This window comes from Blautia glucerasea (assembly GCF_020537505.1).
Taxonomy (GTDB): Bacteria; Bacillota; Clostridia; order Lachnospirales; family Lachnospiraceae; genus Blautia_A.
Genome location: NZ_JAJBMO010000003.1, coordinates 1 through 20,155, shown reverse-complemented (window position 1 = coordinate 20,155; position 20,155 = coordinate 1). Strand labels below are relative to the sequence as shown.

The 20,155-nt window shown below is 46.8% G+C and carries 14 protein-coding genes; all 14 read right to left on the bottom strand.

The genetic code is table 11. The annotated features are described in order from the left end of the window. Complete coding sequence (locus LIQ05_RS03145; protein ID WP_226818534.1) at positions 1 to 1,191, bottom strand: M20 metallopeptidase family protein; 1,191 nt, start codon at positions 1,189 to 1,191, stop codon at positions 1 to 3. Between the two features lie 82 nt (positions 1,192 to 1,273). Then, the gene (locus LIQ05_RS03140) at positions 1,274 to 2,116 is read right to left on the bottom strand and encodes an HAD-IIB family hydrolase (protein WP_226818532.1); all 843 of its coding nucleotides are present in this window, start codon (positions 2,114 to 2,116) and stop codon (positions 1,274 to 1,276) included. Then, positions 2,109 to 3,371: a M18 family aminopeptidase gene (locus LIQ05_RS03135; RefSeq protein ID WP_226818530.1), complete on the bottom strand. Its 1,263-nt coding sequence runs from the start codon at positions 3,369 to 3,371 to the stop codon at positions 2,109 to 2,111. The genes LIQ05_RS03140 and LIQ05_RS03135 overlap by 8 nt, the downstream gene beginning before the upstream one ends. A gap of 64 nt (positions 3,372 to 3,435) precedes the next feature. Next, positions 3,436 to 3,765, bottom strand: coding sequence for a cupin domain-containing protein (locus LIQ05_RS03130; protein ID WP_226818910.1), 330 nt, complete (start codon positions 3,763 to 3,765; stop codon positions 3,436 to 3,438). 84 nt (positions 3,766 to 3,849) lie between these two features. Beyond that, entirely contained in the window at positions 3,850 to 5,064 is a 1,215-nt protein-coding gene (locus LIQ05_RS03125) for an LL-diaminopimelate aminotransferase (protein ID WP_226818528.1), read from the bottom strand. A 39-nt stretch (positions 5,065 to 5,103) separates the two neighbouring features. Continuing rightward, positions 5,104 to 6,543, bottom strand: a complete 1,440-nt coding sequence (gene gatB / locus LIQ05_RS03120) for an Asp-tRNA(Asn)/Glu-tRNA(Gln) amidotransferase subunit GatB (protein ID WP_226818526.1) — start codon at positions 6,541 to 6,543, stop codon at positions 5,104 to 5,106. Beyond that, positions 6,540 to 8,012 carry an Asp-tRNA(Asn)/Glu-tRNA(Gln) amidotransferase subunit GatA gene (gene gatA / locus LIQ05_RS03115; RefSeq protein ID WP_226818524.1) on the bottom strand — a complete coding sequence of 491 codons (1,473 nt, stop codon included), beginning with the start codon at positions 8,010 to 8,012 and terminating at the stop codon, positions 6,540 to 6,542. The genes gatB and gatA overlap by 4 nt, the downstream gene beginning before the upstream one ends. An 11-nt stretch (positions 8,013 to 8,023) precedes the next feature. Then, positions 8,024 to 8,317, bottom strand: coding sequence for an Asp-tRNA(Asn)/Glu-tRNA(Gln) amidotransferase subunit GatC (gatC, locus tag LIQ05_RS03110; RefSeq protein ID WP_226818522.1), 294 nt, complete (start codon positions 8,315 to 8,317; stop codon positions 8,024 to 8,026). A 36-nt stretch (positions 8,318 to 8,353) separates the two neighbouring features. After that, entirely contained in the window at positions 8,354 to 9,685 is a 1,332-nt protein-coding gene (gene aspS / locus LIQ05_RS03105; RefSeq protein WP_226818520.1) for an aspartate--tRNA(Asn) ligase, read from the bottom strand. Positions 9,686 to 9,800: 115 nt separating this feature from the next. Continuing rightward, entirely contained in the window at positions 9,801 to 10,355 is a 555-nt protein-coding gene (locus LIQ05_RS03100; protein ID WP_226818519.1) for an ANTAR domain-containing response regulator, read from the bottom strand. Between the two features lie 20 nt (positions 10,356 to 10,375). After that, on the bottom strand, positions 10,376 to 11,698 hold the full coding sequence (locus tag LIQ05_RS03095) for a glutamine synthetase family protein (protein WP_226818908.1): 1,323 nt from the start codon (positions 11,696 to 11,698) through the stop codon (positions 10,376 to 10,378). Positions 11,699 to 12,017: 319 nt separating this feature from the next. Continuing rightward, positions 12,018 to 13,502: a glutamate synthase subunit beta gene (locus LIQ05_RS03090; RefSeq protein WP_226818517.1), complete on the bottom strand. Its 1,485-nt coding sequence runs from the start codon at positions 13,500 to 13,502 to the stop codon at positions 12,018 to 12,020. 14 nt (positions 13,503 to 13,516) lie between these two features. Beyond that, positions 13,517 to 18,064 carry a glutamate synthase large subunit gene (gltB, locus tag LIQ05_RS03085; protein ID WP_226818515.1) on the bottom strand — a complete coding sequence of 1,516 codons (4,548 nt, stop codon included), beginning with the start codon at positions 18,062 to 18,064 and terminating at the stop codon, positions 13,517 to 13,519. 14 nt (positions 18,065 to 18,078) lie between these two features. Next, positions 18,079 to 19,707 (bottom strand): CTP synthase, encoded by a 1,629-nt coding sequence (locus LIQ05_RS03080; protein WP_226818514.1) that lies wholly within the window; start codon positions 19,705 to 19,707, stop codon positions 18,079 to 18,081. Positions 19,708 to 20,155: the final 448 nt, after the last annotated feature.

Here is a 20,155-nt window from a genome sequence, read left to right as displayed (position 1 = left end):
TCATTCACAGCCAATTCCAGCCAGTATTTCATACAAGGCCTCCAAGCTATACGGCAGGATTGCCTCATCAAACTGAAATTTCGGATGATGCAGCGGATAAACCTTTCCAGGAATCCCAGCCAGAAATACGCTGAACAATCCCTTTGTCTGTAAAAAATACCGGTAGGCATTGTCTCCGGACAAAAACAGCTGGTCCTCGCCTTCCAGAAGGAACTGGTCTCCAAACACTTTCTTTCCCGCCTCTTCTGCAATTCTGGTAAGCCCGGGATCGTTTGCAAAAGGCAGAACTGCGGGCTTAGGATATTCCAGCTCCATTGTGGTGCCAGTCTTTGCTTCTACCTCTTTTAATATTTCCTTCAAACGCTCAGCCAGAGCCAGATAATCCTCCTCATAAGCAGCCCGGATATTTCCCCGTAAGGTCACAAGATCGGTAATAATATTGGAGTATTCTCCACCATGGATGGTTCCGGTTCCAATCAGGCAGGGACCTTTTCCTTTATAGGTTTCGTTCAGGTCATGAAGGGCTTTTACCACCAGGGAAGCCGCGTAAATACTGTCAATTCCCTTGTCCGCCTCACACCAGTGGCTGGATTTTCCATGAACACGGATTTCCATGCCATTGATCATCGCAGAGGCCTGTCCCTCATGCACAGCCATGCCAAAGGGCTGGTCTACTGCATAATGGAACATAAGAAAAGCATCCGGCTCCCCATCAAGAGCACCAGCTAAGAGCATCCTTTTTGCGCCCTCTCCAATCTCCTCAGCCGGTTCAAAAAGGAACCGCATCCGCACCGGAAACTTCTCCCCCTCTTCTACCAGAATACGTGCCAGCACAAGGGCTGTTGCCACAATCCCATCGTGGCCGCAGGCGTGCATCACTCCATCCTTTTCCGACGCATAAGAAAGCCCGGTCTGTTCTTTTATAGGAAGGGCATCCATCTCCGCACGAAGCACTACCTTCTTTTTGCAGGCAAACGCTGCCATATCCTGGCAGGGATGCTCCGCAATGATCCCGGTAGGCTCCACCATCCGAAAATGGTAGCCTAGTTTTCCCAGATACTCCTGTATAAAAGCTGAAGTTTCAAACTCCTGGAGTCCCAGCTCCGGATGTCTGTGAAAATACCGACGCAGTATGATCAGCTCTTCTTTGTATTTTTCAAATTTAGGTTGGTAATTGAATCGCTCTGCCATATTTTATCCTTTATCTTAAACTCGCGCAAAAAATTTCAACATATTATGCCTCACGATTGGTGAGAGATTTTAACCCCTAACCCTAGATCAGCCCCAGATGCTCCAGCCCATTCTTAATTCCATAATGGAAAATATCCGTTGTCACATAATCGGCCAGCTTCTTGATTCCTGGCGCCGCATTTCCCATTGCCACCTTCGTCTTTGCATATTCAAACATAGACAGGTCATTGTTGCTGTCACCAAACACAATGGTATCCTCATGCGCAATGTTAAAGATCCTGCACACAGCCGCAATGCCGACCGCCTTTGAAAAGCCCTTGGGGATCATCTCAATGGTATCTCCGGCGAGGCCTTCCCCTACATGACCAATAAACTCATAATAGTCCCCAAGCTCTGCACAGGCCTTCTTCGGATCACTTCCTGGCACGATCTTGGAGCTGATCTTATTGATATGAAGATCCTGCTCATACCCCTTAATCGGGCGCCACTTTGCCCCCAGAGCCTTTGTGATCAGATCTGCATACCAGTTGATCTCTGTATTGTACTCATCCTTGTCATAATACATCCAGTCGGCACCCTCCATTACCGGAACCATGCCATATTTTCGGAGAACCTCCACAGAATGCCAGGCCTCCTGTGTGGTCATCTCCTTGTTAAAAAGCCGCTCTCCATTTTTCTCAATGGTACATCCACAGGCGCTGATCATCCCGGTAAAAGGGATCTTCTCCAGATAATCCGGCACAAAAGCCCGGCTTCTTCCTGTACAAAGCCATGCCTCATGTCCATTCTCTATAAGCTTGGTTATGGCCTCTACAGCACTTGCCGGAGTCCCCTTTTCAATATCACAGATGGTACCATCTGCATCAAAGAAAACTACTTTTTTATGAAAATCCCCACTTCTGATCGCGTTGACAGCCTTAAGCATAGAATACCTCCGCAAGCTTCACAAAATCGCAGGTATCCTTCACTCCTGCAGTCTCATAAGGAGAATGCATGGCCAGCTGCGGCAGTCCGATATCCACTGTATTTAAAGCCACCTGGGTATTGGAAATATTGCCAAGGGTAGAACCGCCAGCTACATCGGACCGGTTCACATATACCTGGCAGGATACTCCTGCCTCTTTACAAAGCTCTTTAAATGTGGCCGCAGAAATTCCATCTGTACAGTACTTCTGGTTTGCATTATACTTCACTGCAATTCCAGCATTAATACGCGGACGGTTCACCGGATCTGCCTTTTCCGGGTAATTTGGATGGATGGCATGGGCATTGTCAGCAGAGATCATAAAGCTCTTTGCAAGAGAGATCAGATAATCCTCATAGCTTCTTCCAAGCCCCAGATTAATGCGAAGGAGGGTATCCCGGAGGAAGGTAGATGCCGCGCCCTGCTTGGTGCCGCTTCCTACCTCTTCATTATCCATTACCATATGTACACAGATGCTCTTCTCATGTTTTCCCGCGATCAGCCCTTCCATAGAAGAAAAAGCACACTGAAGATCATCCAGTCTTGGCGCAGAAACAAACTCCTCCTCGCTGCCCCAGACAGTACTAGGCATACGGTTGTAAAGGAACAGATCGTGTCCCAGAATATCCTCTTCCTTCACTCCGGCAGCCTCCGCCACAGTTTTAAAGAAAGTCCCCTTGGCGCTCTCCAGTCCATAAAGAGGCAGCATATCCTTCTGTACATTGTACTTATATCCGCTGTTCGCCTCACGGTTCATGTGGATCGCCAGGTTCGGGATCATTAGCATATCCTTATCCACTGTCACCAGCTTCTCACAGATCTGTCCATTTTCCTTCACGATCAGACGTCCAGCCACAGAAAGAGGTCTGTCAAACCAGGGCGCCAGAAGCGCTCCACCATAAAGCTCCACATTCAGCTTTACGTATCCATTTTCCACCATCTCCGGATTCTCCTTAATTTTCAAGGATGGGGAATCGCTGTGGCTTGCAATAATATGGAACACATCGCTGGAAACTTTCGGCACTGTAAATGCAATGATCGCGGAATGATTCCGGATCACAAAATACTTTCCGCCATTCTCTATCTCCCAATGCTCATCTTCCTTTAACTCTGTAAAACCATTCTCCGTAAATCTCTTTTTCATCATCTCCACTGCCTGAAATGCAGTAGGACTCTCTTTAATAAATGTAAGTAATTTCTCTGCTGTATGATTCATTTCTAAACTCCTAAATATATTTTTTTCCCTGTCAGCAGGCGCTGACGTCTGGCTGGCAGCTGTCTCAATCTTTAATGATCAGTGCCATAAACACCAGATCCGTATTTCCCGTATTGGCCAGTCCATGACCTCTGCCATCCGGTGTAAAGGTAATATCTCCTGCTTTTACATGTCTCCAGGAAGTGCCATTGTCATTATATTCTCCCTCACCAGTGAGAATATAGTAGGTCTCGCTCTCCCCATAATGCATATGAAAACCAAGAGAACATCCTGGCTCCAGAGTTACCTCCGCATAAAGCCCACATTTCCCATTCAACTGCTGCCCATCCAGCAGTTCCTTGATAATTACATGTCCATTTCCCTCACACATATGTTCAACACGACTGATCTTCATATCAAAATCCTCCTTCATAAAAAGAGCGCATCCCCAGCCTTTCGCCAGAGATACGCCCTGTTTTTCAGCTTTCTTCAATTATAATTACAAACTCTTGATCCTGTCAATGGCTTTCAGGGTATTCTCATAAGTACCAAAAGCAGTCAGACGGAAATAGCCCTCACCATGAGCACCAAAACCAGAACCCGGTGTACCAACCACATTTGCATTCTTAAGAAGATAATCAAAGAACTCCCAGGAAGTCATTTTATCCGGTGTTTCCAGCCAGATATACGGCGCATTCACACCACCGGAAACAGAGAAACCAGCCTTTGCCAGTTCATCATGGATCAGCTTTGCATTTCTCATGTAATAACCAACCTGCTCCTTCAGCTGCGCCTTGCCAGCCTCAGAATAAACAGCCTCACCAGCCTTCTGCACAATATAAGGAGCACCATTAAACTTGGTACCATGGCGTCTTGCCCACAGGCTGTGAAGGGACACGCCGTCTCTTACCAGATCCTTCGGAATTACCGTAAATCCGAGACGAACGCCGGTAAATCCTGCATTCTTGGAAAAGCTTCTAAGCTCAATGGCACAGGTCCTGGCCCCCTCACATTCGTAAATGCTGTGAGGCACATTCTCCTCAGAAATATAAGCCTCATAAGCTGCATCATAAATGATCACGCAGCCATTTTTGTTGGCATAATCCACCCATTTCTGCAGCTCATCCTTTGTGATTGCAGAACCAGTGGGGTTATTCGGGAAACAAAGATAAATCAGATCTGGTACCTCAGACGGAAACTCCGGTAAAAATCCGTTTTCCTTGCGGCACGGCATATAGATCACACCGTCAAAATTCTCACGGACCGTATTGTACTCTCCAGTACGGCCAGCCATTACATTGGTATCTACATAAACCGGATAAACCGGGTCGCAGACAGCCACTTTATTATCAGATCCAAAAATCTCCTGAATATTACCGGAATCACTCTTCGCTCCATCCGAAACAAAGATCTCATCCGCTGCAATATCGCAGCCTCTATCCTGATAATCATTTTTTGCAATTGCATTTCTCAGAAATTCATAGCCAAGATCCGGTGCATAACCATGAAAAGTCTCAGCATGGGCCATCTCCTCTACAGCACTATGAAGTGACTCAATAATAGCTGGAACCAGCGGCTGTGTGACATCACCGATTCCAAGGCTGATCACCTCCTTATCTGGATTTTCTTCTTTATAAGCACGCACCTTTTTTCCTATGGTAGAAAAAAGATAGCTTCCTGGCAGCTTTAAATAATTGTGATTTACGGTAACCATCTGATTCTCCTCCTGTATGGTTTGTCTTTTCTAATCATTCTATTTTCGCTTCTCAACCTCAGCCATCAGCGCCTCTCTCACGCTCGCCGGGTTTGCCTTACCCTTCATTTCCTTCATGATCTGGCCTACAAAGAAGCCCATAACCTTCTCCTTACCTCCAAGCAGTTCAGACAGCGGCCCAGGGTTCTCATTCAGGATCCTGTGGATGGTGCTGTTAAGAAGTCCGGTATCCTCCAGAATCTTAAGACCATGCTCCTCCACATAAGCCACTGGATCAATATCCTCATCGAATACCTTCTCAAATACCTTCTTGGCATTCTGGGGGCTTACCTCTTTCTTATCCACCATAGTAAGAAGATCAGCCAGATGCTGAGGTGTAAATCTCACCTTCTCTGCCTCCACGCCCTTGTCCTTCATAAGACGGAGCACTTCCACCATAAACCAGTTTGCAGCCTTCTTCGGGTTGCCGCACAAAGTAGCCACCTCTTCAAAAAGAGCAGCCAGATGTCTGGATTCTGTAAGGATCTGGGAATCGTACTCTGGAAGACCAAATTCACTTTGGTAACGGTCTGCCTTCTCCTCACGGAACTCTGGCAATTCACCTTTAATCCTGGCAATCCACTCATCGGAAATATGAATCGGCGGAAGGTCCGGATCCGGGAAATAACGGTAATCCTTTGCATCCTCTTTGGAACGCATTGCGTGAGAAGATTCTTTATTGTCATCCCATCTTCTGGTCTCCTGGGTAACACTTCTGCCCATCTCCAGAAGCTCGATCTGACGTTCTCTTTCGCCCTCAATGGCATGTGCAATGGCCTTAAAAGAGTTCAGGTTCTTCATCTCTGTTCTGGTTCCAAGTGTGTCACTTCCAGCCACTCTCACAGAAAGGTTGACGTCCGCACGCATGGAGCCCTCCTGAAGCTTACAGTCGGAAACTCCCAGATACTGCATGGTGCAGCGAAGCTTCTCCAGATAAGCGATGACCTCATCTGCACTTCTCATATCCGGCTCCGAAACAATCTCGATCAGAGGCACGCCGCTTCGGTTGTAATCTACCAAGGAGCAGTCCTCCCACTCATCGTGGATCAGCTTACCGGCATCCTCCTCCATATGCATCTCGTGAATCCGCACTTTTTTCTTACCAGCCTCTGTCTCAATTTCCACAAAACCGTCATGGCAGATTGGCAGATACAGCTGGGAAATCTGGTAATTCTGGGGGTTATCCGGGTAAAAATAGTTCTTACGGTCGAATTTGCAATACTGATTGATGCTGCAATTAGTAGCAAGTCCTGCACGCAGGGCAAATTCTACTACCTTTTTATTTAACACAGGAAGAGATCCTGGCATACCAGTGCACACCGGACAGGTATGGGTATTGGGCGCTCCTCCGAAAGCTGTGGAACAGCCGCAGAAAATCTTGGTTCTGGTGGCAAGTTCTACATGAACCTCAAGTCCGATAATTGTCTCATACTGTTTCATGCTCTCTTACCTCCTTCCTCTGGTGTTCCAAAATCCCCTCTTGCCTTCTCATATGCATGGGCAGCACGAAGAATCTTCTTTTCCATAAAGCAGTCCCCGATCATCTGAATACCGATTGGGAGACCAGTGCTGTCCTTGCCGCAGGGAACGGTAATTCCCGGAAGTCCGCAAAGGTTTACTGCAACGGTGTAAATATCTCCCAGGTACATAGCCATAGGATCCTTTAAGCTTTCCCCGATCTTCGGAGCTGTATAAGGAGCTGCCGGGGCCAGAAGAACATCATATTTTTCAAATGCCTGGTCAAATTCTTTTTTGATAAGCGCCTTTGTGCGCAGGGCTTTCAGATAATAAGCATCGTAATAACCAGAGCTTAAGACAAAGGAACCAAGCATAATACGGCGCTTTACTTCCTCTCCAAAGCCCTCTGTCCTGCTGCGTTTGTACATATCGTGAAGGCCTTCGTACTCTTTGGCACGATAGCCGTATTTCACACCATCAAAACGTTCCAGGTTGGAGCTGGCCTCCGCACTGGCGATAATATAATAGGCTGGGATCATGTATTCCATAGTCTTTACAGAGAAAAACTCTACAATAGCCCCCATCTGGGTAAGCACTTTCAGAGTCTCCATAAAAGCCTCTTTTACCTCTGGGGAAAGTCCCTCTGCCAGATATTCCTTCGGTACCCCAAACTTCATTCCAGCAATCTTGTCTGTTATCTCACTGGAAAAATCCAGGTCCTTCCGGTCAATGGAAGTACTGTCTTTTGGATCATATCCAGCGATAACTTCCAGAAGTGCAGCACAATCTGCCACATCTTTTCCAACTGGTCCGATCTGATCAAGTGAAGAGGCATAGGCCACAAGTCCATAACGAGAAACCGTGCCGTAAGTAGGTTTCAGACCTGTTACGCCACAGTAGGAGCTTGGCTGACGGATGGAACCGCCTGTATCGGAGCCAAGTGCCAGATAGGTCTCCCCTGCCGCTACAGCCGCGCAGGAGCCTCCTGAAGAGCCTCCCGGAACGTGTTCAGTGTTCCATGGGTTTCTGGTAATGCCATAGGCAGAAGTCTCTGTGGTACTTCCCATGGCAAACTCATCCATGTTGGTCTTTCCAATAATGATCATTCCTGCCTTTTCCAGACGGTCGATTACCTCCGCCTGATACTGTGGGACAAAACCTTCCAGTATCTTAGAAGCACAGGTAGTAGGTTTTCCCTGTACACAGATGTTGTCCTTGATGGCAATAGGAACGCCGGCAAGAGGACCAGTGTAAGTGCCGTCTTCAATCCCTTTTTCCACTTCTTTTGCCCGGGCAAATGCTTCTTTTCTGTATGTGTCCAGATAAGCGTGAATCTTCTCGTCCTTTTCCTCGATTTTGGAGAAGACTTCCTTCACACCATCTGTCACGGTAATCTCATGCTTTTTTATTTTTTCAGCCAGCTGTAAAGCTGTTAATTTTTCTAATTCCATGCGAATGTCTCCTATCCTATGGTCTTCGGAACCTGATACTGTCCCTCTTTGGCTTTTGGTGCATTGGCAAGCATTGCCTCACTGTTATCACCATTTGTGACCACATCCTCACGGAATACGTTGTCGTCACCAAAAATATGGGACATAGGCTCAACCCCGGATGTATCCAGCTCATCCAGTTTATCTACATAATCAAGCATTTCCTGCATGTCTTTTTTTGCTTTTTCCTTCTCTTCTTCTGTAAGGGAAAGCTTTGCAAGAATGCAGACATTTTCCATGGTTTCGTCATCGATCTGTTTTGCCATTTCCTCATCCTCCATTTCTAACCATGCCGTATCCTTTTACGGCTCCAGACGGTTCAGGTCTCTTGGGAACAGACATGCCTCGCGGACATTCTCTTCTCCCAGAAGCTGCATGGTAAGACGCTCCAGACCAATTCCAAGACCTCCGTGAGGCGGCATACCATATTTGAAGGTATCCAGATACTGCTCCATTCCTTCGGTCTCCATACCTCTGTCCTGGATTTTTTTCAAAAGGGCATTGTAATCATGGATTCGCTGTCCTCCTGTTGTGATCTCAAGACCATGGAAAAGAAGGTCAAAGCTTAAAGTAAATCTGGTATCCTCCGGATCATCCATTGCATAGAACGGACGCTTCTTAGATGGATAATGGGTGACAAAAACAAAATCTGCGTTGTATTCTTCTTTAAAATACTGGCCGATCAGAGCTTCCTCTTCCGGCTCCAGGTCAAATGGGTTGCGGATCTGACGGTTGTATTTCTTTGCAACCAGCTCCTTGGCAACGTCAAAGCGGACTGCCGGAATCTTAGAAGCATCTGGAAGTTCTACCTTCAGGATTTCCAGCTCTTTTGCATAGTCCTCTTTTAAAAGCTTCATGGCATACTGTAAAAATCCAGTCTCCATTGCCATGATCTCTTCAAAACCATCGATATAACCCATCTCAAAATCAAGGCTTGTATACTCATTCAGATGTCTCTTGGTGTTGTGCTTCTCAGCACGGAAAACTGGTCCTGTCTCAAACACTCTGTCAAACACGCCAACCATCATCTGTTTGTAAAACTGCGGGCTCTGGGCAAGCACAGCTGGTTTATGGAAATAGCTGAGCTTAAACAGGTTCGCACCACCCTCAGCACCTCTGGCTCCGATTTTTGGAGTATGGATCTCGGTAAACCCATTCTCATAAAGATAATCACGAAAGGCTCTTGTAAGCGCTTCCTGAATCTTAAATCTTGCGCGTTCCTGTATATTACGGAGGGAGAGGGAACGGTAATTTAACTTGGCTTCCAGAGAAGTATTCAGCTTCCATTTATCAATTGCAAGAGGAAGAGGCTCAGCCGGAGCAGACAGCACCTGGATTTCCCGGATGTGAAGCTCTCTGCCATGAGGTGCTCTCTCTTCTTTATTTACAACACCTTTTACTCTTACTGTCATGCCTTCTTTCAGATCATGAATGGAAAAATCAACATCCTCATTTACGAAAACAGTCTGAAACAGGCCTTCCCTTCTTCTGATAATTACAAATGCAACATCTCCCATGTTGCGGATACTGTGAATGGCGCCCTCCAGGATGGCTTCCTGATTCAGAAGCTCTTCTCCCATCAGTGCATCCCAGCTGCTCACTTCTTTTTTCCAGCTTCCATCCAAAAACTCCATTTCCTCATCCTCCATTTCGTCAAAATGTATTTCATAAAAACCCCGGTCAGGCTATTTAAAAATTACAGCTGTTCAGTACCTCTTCACAGTTACGTATTTTTTTGCCCGCCGTACACTATACTTCATCATACAACAGCATCAGAACCATCTGAGCTGTCTCTACCATATTTGTCCCGGAATCCATACTGCATTTCTGAATATACCGGTATGCATCTTCTTCACTTAAGTGGTTTCGCTCCATAAGAAGAAACTTCGCGTTGGAAATATAATTCTGCTCTTTCCAGGAACGTGGTTTCGGTTTCTTCTTTTCTTTTCGGATCCGCCGCTCGATCTGGGCAAGCATCATGTCCACTGTGTTTACCAGGTCACTGACCTTCATTGGCATTTCCACAGTAAGAACCGATGTAGGTGCTTCCGCAATCACTCTTCCAGATGCCAGCAGCAGCATTTCAAAACAGGAAGGAATATCTTCCAGCACGTCCCGGTAGTACAGATCTGTCAGTTTATAACCACAGATCAGAACCCCACCATCCAGTTCACTCATGCTGGCCAGTGCCGTCGAAGCAGTTGAACATACCGCAGCTACAGAAAAGCCGTGCCGGTTCAGTATGGTACGTATTTTCTTTGCGTCATCGATTTTCGGTAATGCAATTACAATGCTGCTGTTCATACCAATGCCACTCTCTTATCTTAAATCTTGTATAAATACTGGCTGATTTCCCACTCGCTTACCTGTCTCATATAATTCAGCCATTCTTCCTTCTTAGCAGCTGCGTATTCCTCGCAGAACCTTTTGCCAAGTACGCTCTGGATCCAGGTACTCCTCTCGAAATGTGCAAGAGCATCATCCAGGTTCAGCGGAAGATTTCCAATGTTCATAGCCTTCTGGTCTGACTCGGAAAAAGAACGGTCAGAAGCCTTTGTAGGATATAATTTCTGCTGAATTCCATCCAGGCCGGCTGCAATGCAAACTGCAAATACAAGGTAAGGATTTGCAGATGCATCCGGGCTTCGAAGCTCGATAGCCAGGCTGTCTGACCTTAAATTGGAAATACGGATCAAAGAGTTCTGATTATTCTTTGTCCAGGTCAGCTCTGTAGGGGCATCATAGCCAGGTACCAGCCTCTTGTAGGAATTTACAAGAGGATTGGTGATGGCAGCCATCTCTTCACTGTGTGCAAGAAGACCACCGATAAAGTGATAAGCATCTTCACTGAGACCATTTACGTCATCAGGATCTGCAAATATATTTTTTCCATCTTTATACAATGCAAAATGAATGTGCATACCGGAACCGTTTACCTCTGCCCTTGGCTTTGGCATAAAGGTTGCATGAAGGCCATGACGCTTGGCAATGGTACGGACTGCCATTTTAAAGGTCATCACACAGTCTGCCATTTCATTTGCACCTGTAAATTTAAAATCGATCTCATGCTGGGCCGGAGCGGTCTCATGATGGGAAGATTCAATTTCGTATCCCATGTCTTCCAGATTCAGCACCATATCACGTCTTGCATTTTCTCCAAGATCCAGCGGGCTGATATCCAGGTATCCGGCTTTTTCATGAGTCAGTGTAGTAGGAACCCCATTGTCATCTGTGTGGAATAAGAAAAACTCGCATTCCGGATCCACTTCACAGACATAGCCTTCCTTAGCAGCAGCATCTACCACCTGTTTCAGAATGTATCTTGGGCTTTTCTCAAGCGGTGTTCCGTCGGAACGGTAGATATCACAGATCAGTCTGGCTACCTTTCCCTGCTGCGGACGCCACGGAAGAATGGTAAAAGTATCATAATCCGGATGCAAATACATATCCGGCTCTTTCTCCCCTGCAATTCCGGCAATGTAGGAGCTGTCTACTACATATTCATTATCCAGTGCCCGGGGGAGCTCCCGTGCTGTAATCGCGATATTTTTTAAAGTGCCGAACATGTCGGTAAACTGAAGACGAATGAACTCTACATCTTCGTCCTCTGCCATCTGTAACACTTCTTCTCTGGTGTAATTCCCCATAGTGTTCTCTCCTTCTTTCATTCTCATGCCCTCATCCATCCAATCCTGCATGATCACTTATATATTTAAACAAAAAAGGCGCACTTCAAAAAGATACCCTTCTGAAGAACGCCCTTGTTCATGGAGGTTATTATAGCAACGAGGTCATGCTTTGTCAACTTATTTTTAACACTTTACCATATCAGCGTTGTATAAAATGCTGTACAAAAGAAACGGTATCTCTTTTCCCATGCTGTCGGCAGACTTCAAAAAAAGAAAACCGGGAGCAGCTTTCGTTTACCCCCGGTCTTCTTTTTTATTTATATTTATAGAAGTATTTTTACAGATAGGAATATCCCATCAGGGATTCATCCACTGCCTTTGCAGCTTCTCTACCCTCCCGGATGGCCCACACTACCAGAGACTGTCCTCTGTGCATATCACCTGCTGTGAAAACTCGCGGTACGCTGGTCTCATAGGCATCTGGTTTGGTTTCCACGTTGGTTCTTGCAGTTGTGGTAACCTTAAAGGCGTCAGTTACATATTTCTGGCTTCCAAGGAAACCAGCTGCGATCAGTACCAGATCAGCAGGGATTACTTCTTCTGTTCCCTCTACCGGGACCATCATCATACGGCCTGTTTTTGGATCTTTCTCACTTTTCAGCTTTACGATCTTCGCCTGGCAGACATTTCCGTTTTTATCCTTGATAAACTCAGTAACCGTTGTCTGGTAAACTCGCGGATCATGTCCAAACACTGCAATTGCCTCTTCCTGGCCATAGTCTGTTTTTAAGACCTTCGGCCACTCCGGCCACGGGTTGGACGCTGCACGCTCTACCGGAGGCATTGGCATCATTTCCAGCTGTGTCACAGATTTGGCACCAAGACGTACAGAAGTTCCCACACAGTCGTTTCCGGTATCACCGCCGCCGATTACCAGCACATGTTTGCCCTTTGCCTCTTCATAAGGAGCCTTGGCAAAATCACTGTCCAGAAGGGTTTTGGTAACTTTTTTCAGGAAGTCTACTGCAAAATAAATTCCATTTGCATCTCTTCCTGGAACCTTGATATCACGGGGATTGGAAGCGCCGCAGCAAAGAACCACACGGTCAAATTTTTTCAAAAGCTCTTCTGCAGTAATGTCAATACCTACATTTGTGTTTGTTACAAATTTCACGCCCTCTGCTTCCATCAGCTTCAGTCTTCTGTCGATCACAGATTTCTCCAGCTTCATATTGGGGATGCCGTAGCGGAGAAGTCCACCGATACGGTCGCTTCTCTCAAATACCGTTACATTATGGCCTCTTCTGTTTAACTGCTGTGCTGCTGCCAGTCCGGAAGGACCACTTCCTACAACTGCGATGGTCTTTCCTGTGCGGACCCTTGGTGGCTGTGGAACCACCCAGCCTTCTGCATATGCGGTCTCAATAATGGCACGCTCATTTTCCTTTGTGGAAACAGGCTCTCCATTTAAGTTGCAGGTGCAGGCTGCCTCACAAAGTGCAGGGCATACACGGGAAGTAAATTCCGGGAAGCTGTGTGTTTTATTCAGGCGAAGAAATGCCTGTTTCCAGTTTCCGGTAAATACCAGGTCATTTGTTTCCGGTACCAGGTTGTGAAGCGGACATCCGGAAGCCATGCCTCCGATCATCATTCCTGCCTGGCAGAAGGGAACGCCGCAGGCCATGCAGCGTGCTCCCTGAAGCTTCTGTTTTTCTTTATTAAGAGGAGTACGGAACTCCTTAAAATTGGCGATTCTTACTTTTGGCGGCAGAACCTTTGCCGTCTCTCTGTTATATTCTAAAAATCCAGTCGGTTTTCCCACGATATTCTGCCTCCTTAATGCTTAACTCCTATGCTTTCGTAGAACGCTTCCATCTGTGCCTGCTCACTGTTCAGACCTTTTTCCTCAAGCTTTGCACTTAATGTGATCATCTTCTTGTACTCATTTGGAATGAGCTTCTTGAAGTGAGGCAGATACTCGTCAAACTGATCCAGGACCTTCTGTCCAAGCCCCGAGCCTGTTGCAGCTACATGTGCTTCGATCAGATCCTTCAGTTCTTTTTTGTCGTATTTATTCTCTACTTTTTCAATAGAAATCATTGCTTTATTTAAGTTCTTATAAAGAACATTCTCCACATCCAGCACGTAAGCGATACCACCGCTCATACCAGCTGCAAAGTTTTTGCCTGTTCTACCAAGGACAACTACACGGCCGCCAGTCATGTACTCACAGCCATGCTCGCCAACACCCTCAACAACTGCATTTGCACCAGAGTTACGGACTGCAAAACGCTCGCCTGCCATACCGTTGATAAAAGCGGTTCCGCTGGTTGCACCATAGAGGGCAACGTTGCCCACGATAATGTTGTCTTCTGCCTTATAACCGGCATTCTCAGGTGTTTTCAGGATCAGCTTTCCGCCGGAAAGGCCTTTTCCAAAGTAATCGTTACAGTCACCAGTAAGCTTCAGGGTAAGTCCCTTCGGGATAAATGCACCGAAGCTCTGTCCGCCGGCACCGGTACAGTCAATCTCTACCGTATCCTCCGGCAGTCCATTTTTGTTATTTCTGGTGATCTCTGCACCAAGAATGGTACCAAAAGCGCGGTCTGTATTTTTTACTTCTACAGAGAAACGTGTCTTCTCTCCTCTTCTGATGGCACTGCTGCATTTCTTTACCAGGATCTTTTCATCCAGAGTTTTCTCCAGCTGGAAGTTGTACTGGGCCTTCGGGTCAAAGGTTACCTCATTGCCTTCTTTTGCATATGGGTTATTCAGGATAGCACTAAGGTCTACCTTACCCTTATGAGGCTCGTCTACTGCGTCTGTAGCCACCAGAAGATCGGTACGTCCAACCATCTCCTTCAGGCTTCTTACACCCAGTTTTGCCATGTATTCCCGAAGCTCCTGGGCAATAAATCTCATAAAGTTTTCCACATATTCCGGTTTGCCTTTGAATCTCTTTCTCAGCTCCGGATTCTGGGTAGCTACCCCGACCGGACAGGTATCCAGATTACATACCCGCATCATCACACAGCCCATGGTTACAAGAGGAGCTGTAGCAAAGCCAAATTCCTCGGCACCAAGAAGTGCTGCAATGGCAACATCACGGCCGCTCATCAGCTTACCATCCGTCTCAATGCGGACACGGTTTCGAAGTCCGTTCATAAGAAGAGTCTGGTGGGTTTCTGCAAGTCCAAGCTCCCACGGAAGTCCTGCATTGTGGATAGAGCTTCTCGGTGCTGCACCAGTACCTCCATCATATCCGGAGATCAGGATTACCTGTGCACCAGCCTTTGCAACACCGGCAGCAACAGTACCAACACCAGCCTCGGAAACCAGTTTTACAGAAATATCGGCGTATTTGTTTGCATTTTTCAGGTCATAGATCAGTTCTGCCAGGTCCTCGATGGAATAGATATCGTGGTGCGGCGGCGGAGAAATCAGGGAAACACCAGGTGTAGAGTGACGGGTCTTTGCTACCCATGGGTAAACCTTCTTTGCCGGAAGATGGCCGCCCTCACCAGGTTTTGCACCCTGTGCCATTTTGATCTGGATCTCTCTTGCAGACACCAGGTAACGGCTGGTCACACCGAAACGGCCGCTGGCAACCTGCTTGATGGCAGAACATCTGTCATCTTTTGTTCCTGCTGAGTCCAGTCTTTCGTCACTTTCACCACCCTCACCGGTATTGGATTTTCCGTGAAGGTGATTCATAGCAATGGCCAGAGTCTCATGAGCCTCCTGGGAAATGGAGCCATAGGACATAGCACCTGTCTTAAAGTGCTTTACGATCTCGTCAACACTTTCCACTTCTTCGATGGGCACTGGATTTTCTGCATACTTAAAGTCCATAAGGGCACGAAGATTGCCGTGATTTTCTTTATCAACAAGATCTGTATACTGCTTAAACAGCTCGTAGCTGCCTGTTCTTGTAGACTGCTGAAGGAGATGAATGGTTGCAGGATTGTAGCGGTGCTCCTCGCCCTGGCTTCTCATCTTGTGAGCTCCTACACTGTCCAAAGTCAGGTCTGTAGTAAGTCCCAGCGGGTCAAATGCCTCAGAATGAAGCTTCTCCACATTCTCCTCAATATCCTCCAGTGTAATACCTCCAACACGGCTTACGGTACCTGTGAAGTATTTATCGATCACATCCTGTGATACGCCAATGGCCTCGAAGATCTGGGAGCCCTGGTAGGACTGGATGGTGGAAATACCCATCTTGGAAGCAATCTTAACAATACCGCTGATCACGGCATGATTATAATCCTCAACAGCTGCATAATAATCCTTATCCAGCATATGGGTATCGATCAGCTCATGGATGGTCTCCAGCGCCAGATATGGGTTGACTGCGCTTGCACCATAGCCCAGAAGAGTGGCAAAATGATGAACCTCTCTTGGCTCGCCGGACTCCAGGATAATGGCAAGAGAAGTACTCTTTTTTGTTTTTACAAGGTGCTGATGTACTGCTGAAACGGCAAGCAGTGACGGGATCGGCATATGGTTTTCGTCCACGCCTCTGTCGGAAAGCACCAAAATATTGGCACCGTCCCTATAAGCTTTATCAACCTCTACAAACAGACGGTCAATGGCACGCTCCAGCTTTGTACTCTTGTAATAAAGAGTGGAAACAACGGCCACCTTAAAGCCCTCATGATGCATCTCCTTGATCTTCAGCATATCGGTATTGGTAAGGATCGGGTTGTTGATCTTTAATACCTTACAGTTCTCCGGAATCTGTTCCAGAAGGTTTCCGTCTTTTCCAACGTAAACGCTGGTGCTGGTTACGATTTCCTCACGGATGGCATCGATCGGCGGGTTGGTTACCTGGGCAAAAAGCTGTTTGAAATAGTCGAATAAAGGACGGTTCTGTCTGGAAAATACTGCCAGAGGTGTATCTACACCCATAGCTCCAATACTCTCCGCGCCGTTTAATGCCATGTTGCGGATGGAGGTACGGTACTGCTCATAAGTATAACCAAATGCCTTCTGCAGACGGGAACGCTGCTCTTCTGTATATTCTTCCATTCTTTCGTTTGGAATCTTAATATCTTTTAAATGTACCAGATTGCTGTCCAGCCACTCACCGTATGGCTGTTTCTTTGCGTACATTTCCTTTAATTCATTGTCGTCCATGATCTTGCCCTGGACAGTATCTACCAGAAGCATTTTTCCAGGATGAAGACGCTCTTTTAACACGATCTTCTCTTCTGGTACCGGCAGAACCCCAACCTCAGAGGAAAGGATCATGCATCCATCAGAGGTTACGTAATATCTGGATGGACGAAGACCATTTCGGTCAAGAACTGCACCCATCACATCTCCATCTGAGAAAAGAATGGAAGCAGGGCCATCCCATGGCTCCATCATAGTTGCATAATACTGGTAGAAATCACGTTTTTCCTGGGAAATGGTGTCGTTATTTGCCCATGGCTCCGGAATGGTGATCATCACAGCAAGTGGAAGATCCATACCGCTCATGGTAAGGAATTCCAGGGTATTGTCAAGCATGGCTGAGTCGGAACCGTTTCTGTTTACTACCGGAAGGATCTTCTGCATTTCCCCTTCTAAGTAAGGAGACTCCATGTTTTCCTCTCTTGCCAGCATTTTATCTGCATTTCCGCGGATGGTGTTGATCTCACCGTTGTGCACGATCAATCTGTTCGGATGTGCTCTCTCCCAGCTTGGGTTTGTGTTGGTACTGAAACGGGAATGTACCAGCGCAATGGCGGACTCATAGTCCGGGCTCTGAAGATCAGAGAAAAATGTACGAAGCTGTCCAACCAGGAACATACCTTTGTAGACGATGGTACGGCTGCTCATGGAACATACGTAGGTGTTGTCATTACTCTGCTCAAATTCACGGCGGGCAATGTACAGCTTACGGTCAAATTCCAGGCCCTTTTCCATATCCTCAGGTTTCTTGATAAAAGCCTGCATAATATATGGCATGCACTCTCTGGCTTTATGTCCAAGGACCTCCGGCACTACCGGAACCTCTCTCCAGCCAAGGAATTCCAGACCTTCTTTTTCCACGATGATCTCGAACATTTTTTTCGCCTGGGCACGTTTGATCTCATGCTGTGGGAAAAAGAACTGGCCAATACCATATTCTCTTTCCTGTCCCAGCTCGATTCCCTCTTTTTTACATGCCTTCTTGAAAAATTTATGGGAGATCTGAAGAAGGATACCAACGCCGTCACCGGTTTTTCCTTCTGCATCCTTACCGGCGCGGTGGTCCAGATTCTCTACAATCCGTAATGCGTTGGCAACTGTGTCGTGGGATTTTTTTCCTTTGATATTGACAACTGCTCCGATTCCACAGTTGTCATGTTCAAATTCCTGGCGGTAAAGTCCCTGCCTTTCCTTTCTCACTTCTTTCATTTTCCTCATCCTTTCTATTGTTGATTAAGAGTTTCCTCTTTTTTGCTTTTCTCTGCCGCTGCCTGGACAAATCCACGGAACAGCGGGTGTGCATGGTTTGGTCTTGATTTAAATTCCGGATGGCCCTGGGTTCCTACAAAGAACGGATGGGACGGGATCTCGATCATTTCCACAATATGACCGTCCGGAGAGGTTCCGGCAATGGTCATTCCTTTTTCTGCTAATTCTTTTCTATATGCATTGTTTACTTCATAACGATGTCTGTGACGTTCCTGGATCTCTTTCTGTCCAAAGAGCTTCAATGATAAGGAATCATCTGCCAGGACACATGGATAGCTTCCAAGACGAAGGGTTCCTCCAAGGTCTTCTATATCCTCCTGGTCTGGCATCAGGGCGATCACCGGATGGGTGGTCTCCGGAGCCAGCTCAATGCTGTTGGCATCTTCATAGCCAAGAACGTGGCGGGCAAATTCCACAATTGCCATCTGCATTCCAAGACAGATTCCAAGGTATGGGATCTTGTGTACACGGGCATACTGGGCAGCCAGGATCATTCCTTCTGTTCCTCTTCCGCCGAAGCCGCCTGGTACCAGGATTCCGTCTACCTGGTAAAGTCTCTGATCCAGGTTTTTCTCGTTCAGCTCTTCGGAATCGATCCAGGTGATCTCAACTTTTGCTTTGCAGGCGATTCCGCCGTGTTTCAGCGCTTCTACTACGCTCAGGTATGCGTCGTGAAGCTGGGTATATTTTCCTACCATGGCAATGTTTACGTTTTTGTCTGGATGGCGGAGATTTTCTACCATTGCTTCCCAGTCGGTAAGGTCTGGTTTTCTCTTCTCAAGTCCAAGGGACTGCATAACCACGTCGGCCAGTTTCTCACGCTCCATGGCAAGTGGTGCTTCATATAAATATTCTACGTCCAGGTTCTGAAGTACATGGCTTACCGGTACGTTGCAGAACAGGGCGATCTTTGCTCGCAGGTCATCAGTCAGCGGATATTCGCTTCTGCATACCAGAACGTCTGGCTGGATTCCCATTCCCTGAAGTTCTTTTACGCTGGCCTGTGTTGGCTTGGTTTTCATCTCGCCGGAGGCTTTTAAGTATGGGATCAGGGTTACGTGAATGAGGATGGCGTTTTCATGTCCCACGTCGTGCTGGAACTGACGGATGGATTCCAAAAATGGCTGGCTTTCAATATCTCCTACAGTTCCACCTACCTCGATGATGGCGATCCGGTCTTCATCCGGGGATTTAGCACGGTAGAAACGGCTTTTGATCTCATTTGTGATATGAGGGATGACCTGTACGGTTCCTCCGCCGAAATCTCCGTGACGTTCCTTTTGCAGAACGGACCAGTAGATTTTTCCGGTTGTAACGTTGGAATTTTTATCCAGACTTTCATCAATGAATCGTTCGTAGTGGCCAAGATCCAGATCGGTCTCGGTTCCATCGTCGGTTACGAAGACTTCTCCATGCTGAATGGGGTTCATGGTTCCCGGATCAATGTTGATGTAAGGATCAAATTTCTGCATGGTTACCTGGAAGCCTCTTGCTTTTAAAAGTCTTCCTAATGAAGCTGCCGTGATTCCTTTTCCCAGCCCTGACACAACACCGCCAGTAACAAAAACGTATTTTACTGCCATTTCTCGATTTCCTCCTCCAATTGCTTTTGATGTGCTAATATGTAAAAAAGGCGTCAAAGAGGAGGATTAGGGGGCACTTAACCTGTCTATCTCTCTTTGACGCCTTTGTCAAAACTAATTCTTATTCAAAAATATGCTATATAATAAATCATTTTTTTGGCTTTGTCAATCCACTTTTTTGCTATTTTGTGGGTTGGTCGTTACCCCGTACGCGATTTCACAATGTATATTCACCGCCGTGCGGAGCAACGTTCCGGCAAGCTAGCTGGTAACTACGACTAAGGCGCTCGGGAGAGCCCTCTCGCCTAAGTCTTCGTAACCATCGGATCTCGCCTCCACTAAAACCGCTCCTGAAATGCGCGGCTACGTGAATATACATTGCAAAATCGCTGGTTACTGGCTTTTCTAATCTACCGTTGCCAAAAGGTATCGGGAAACCAACACATGT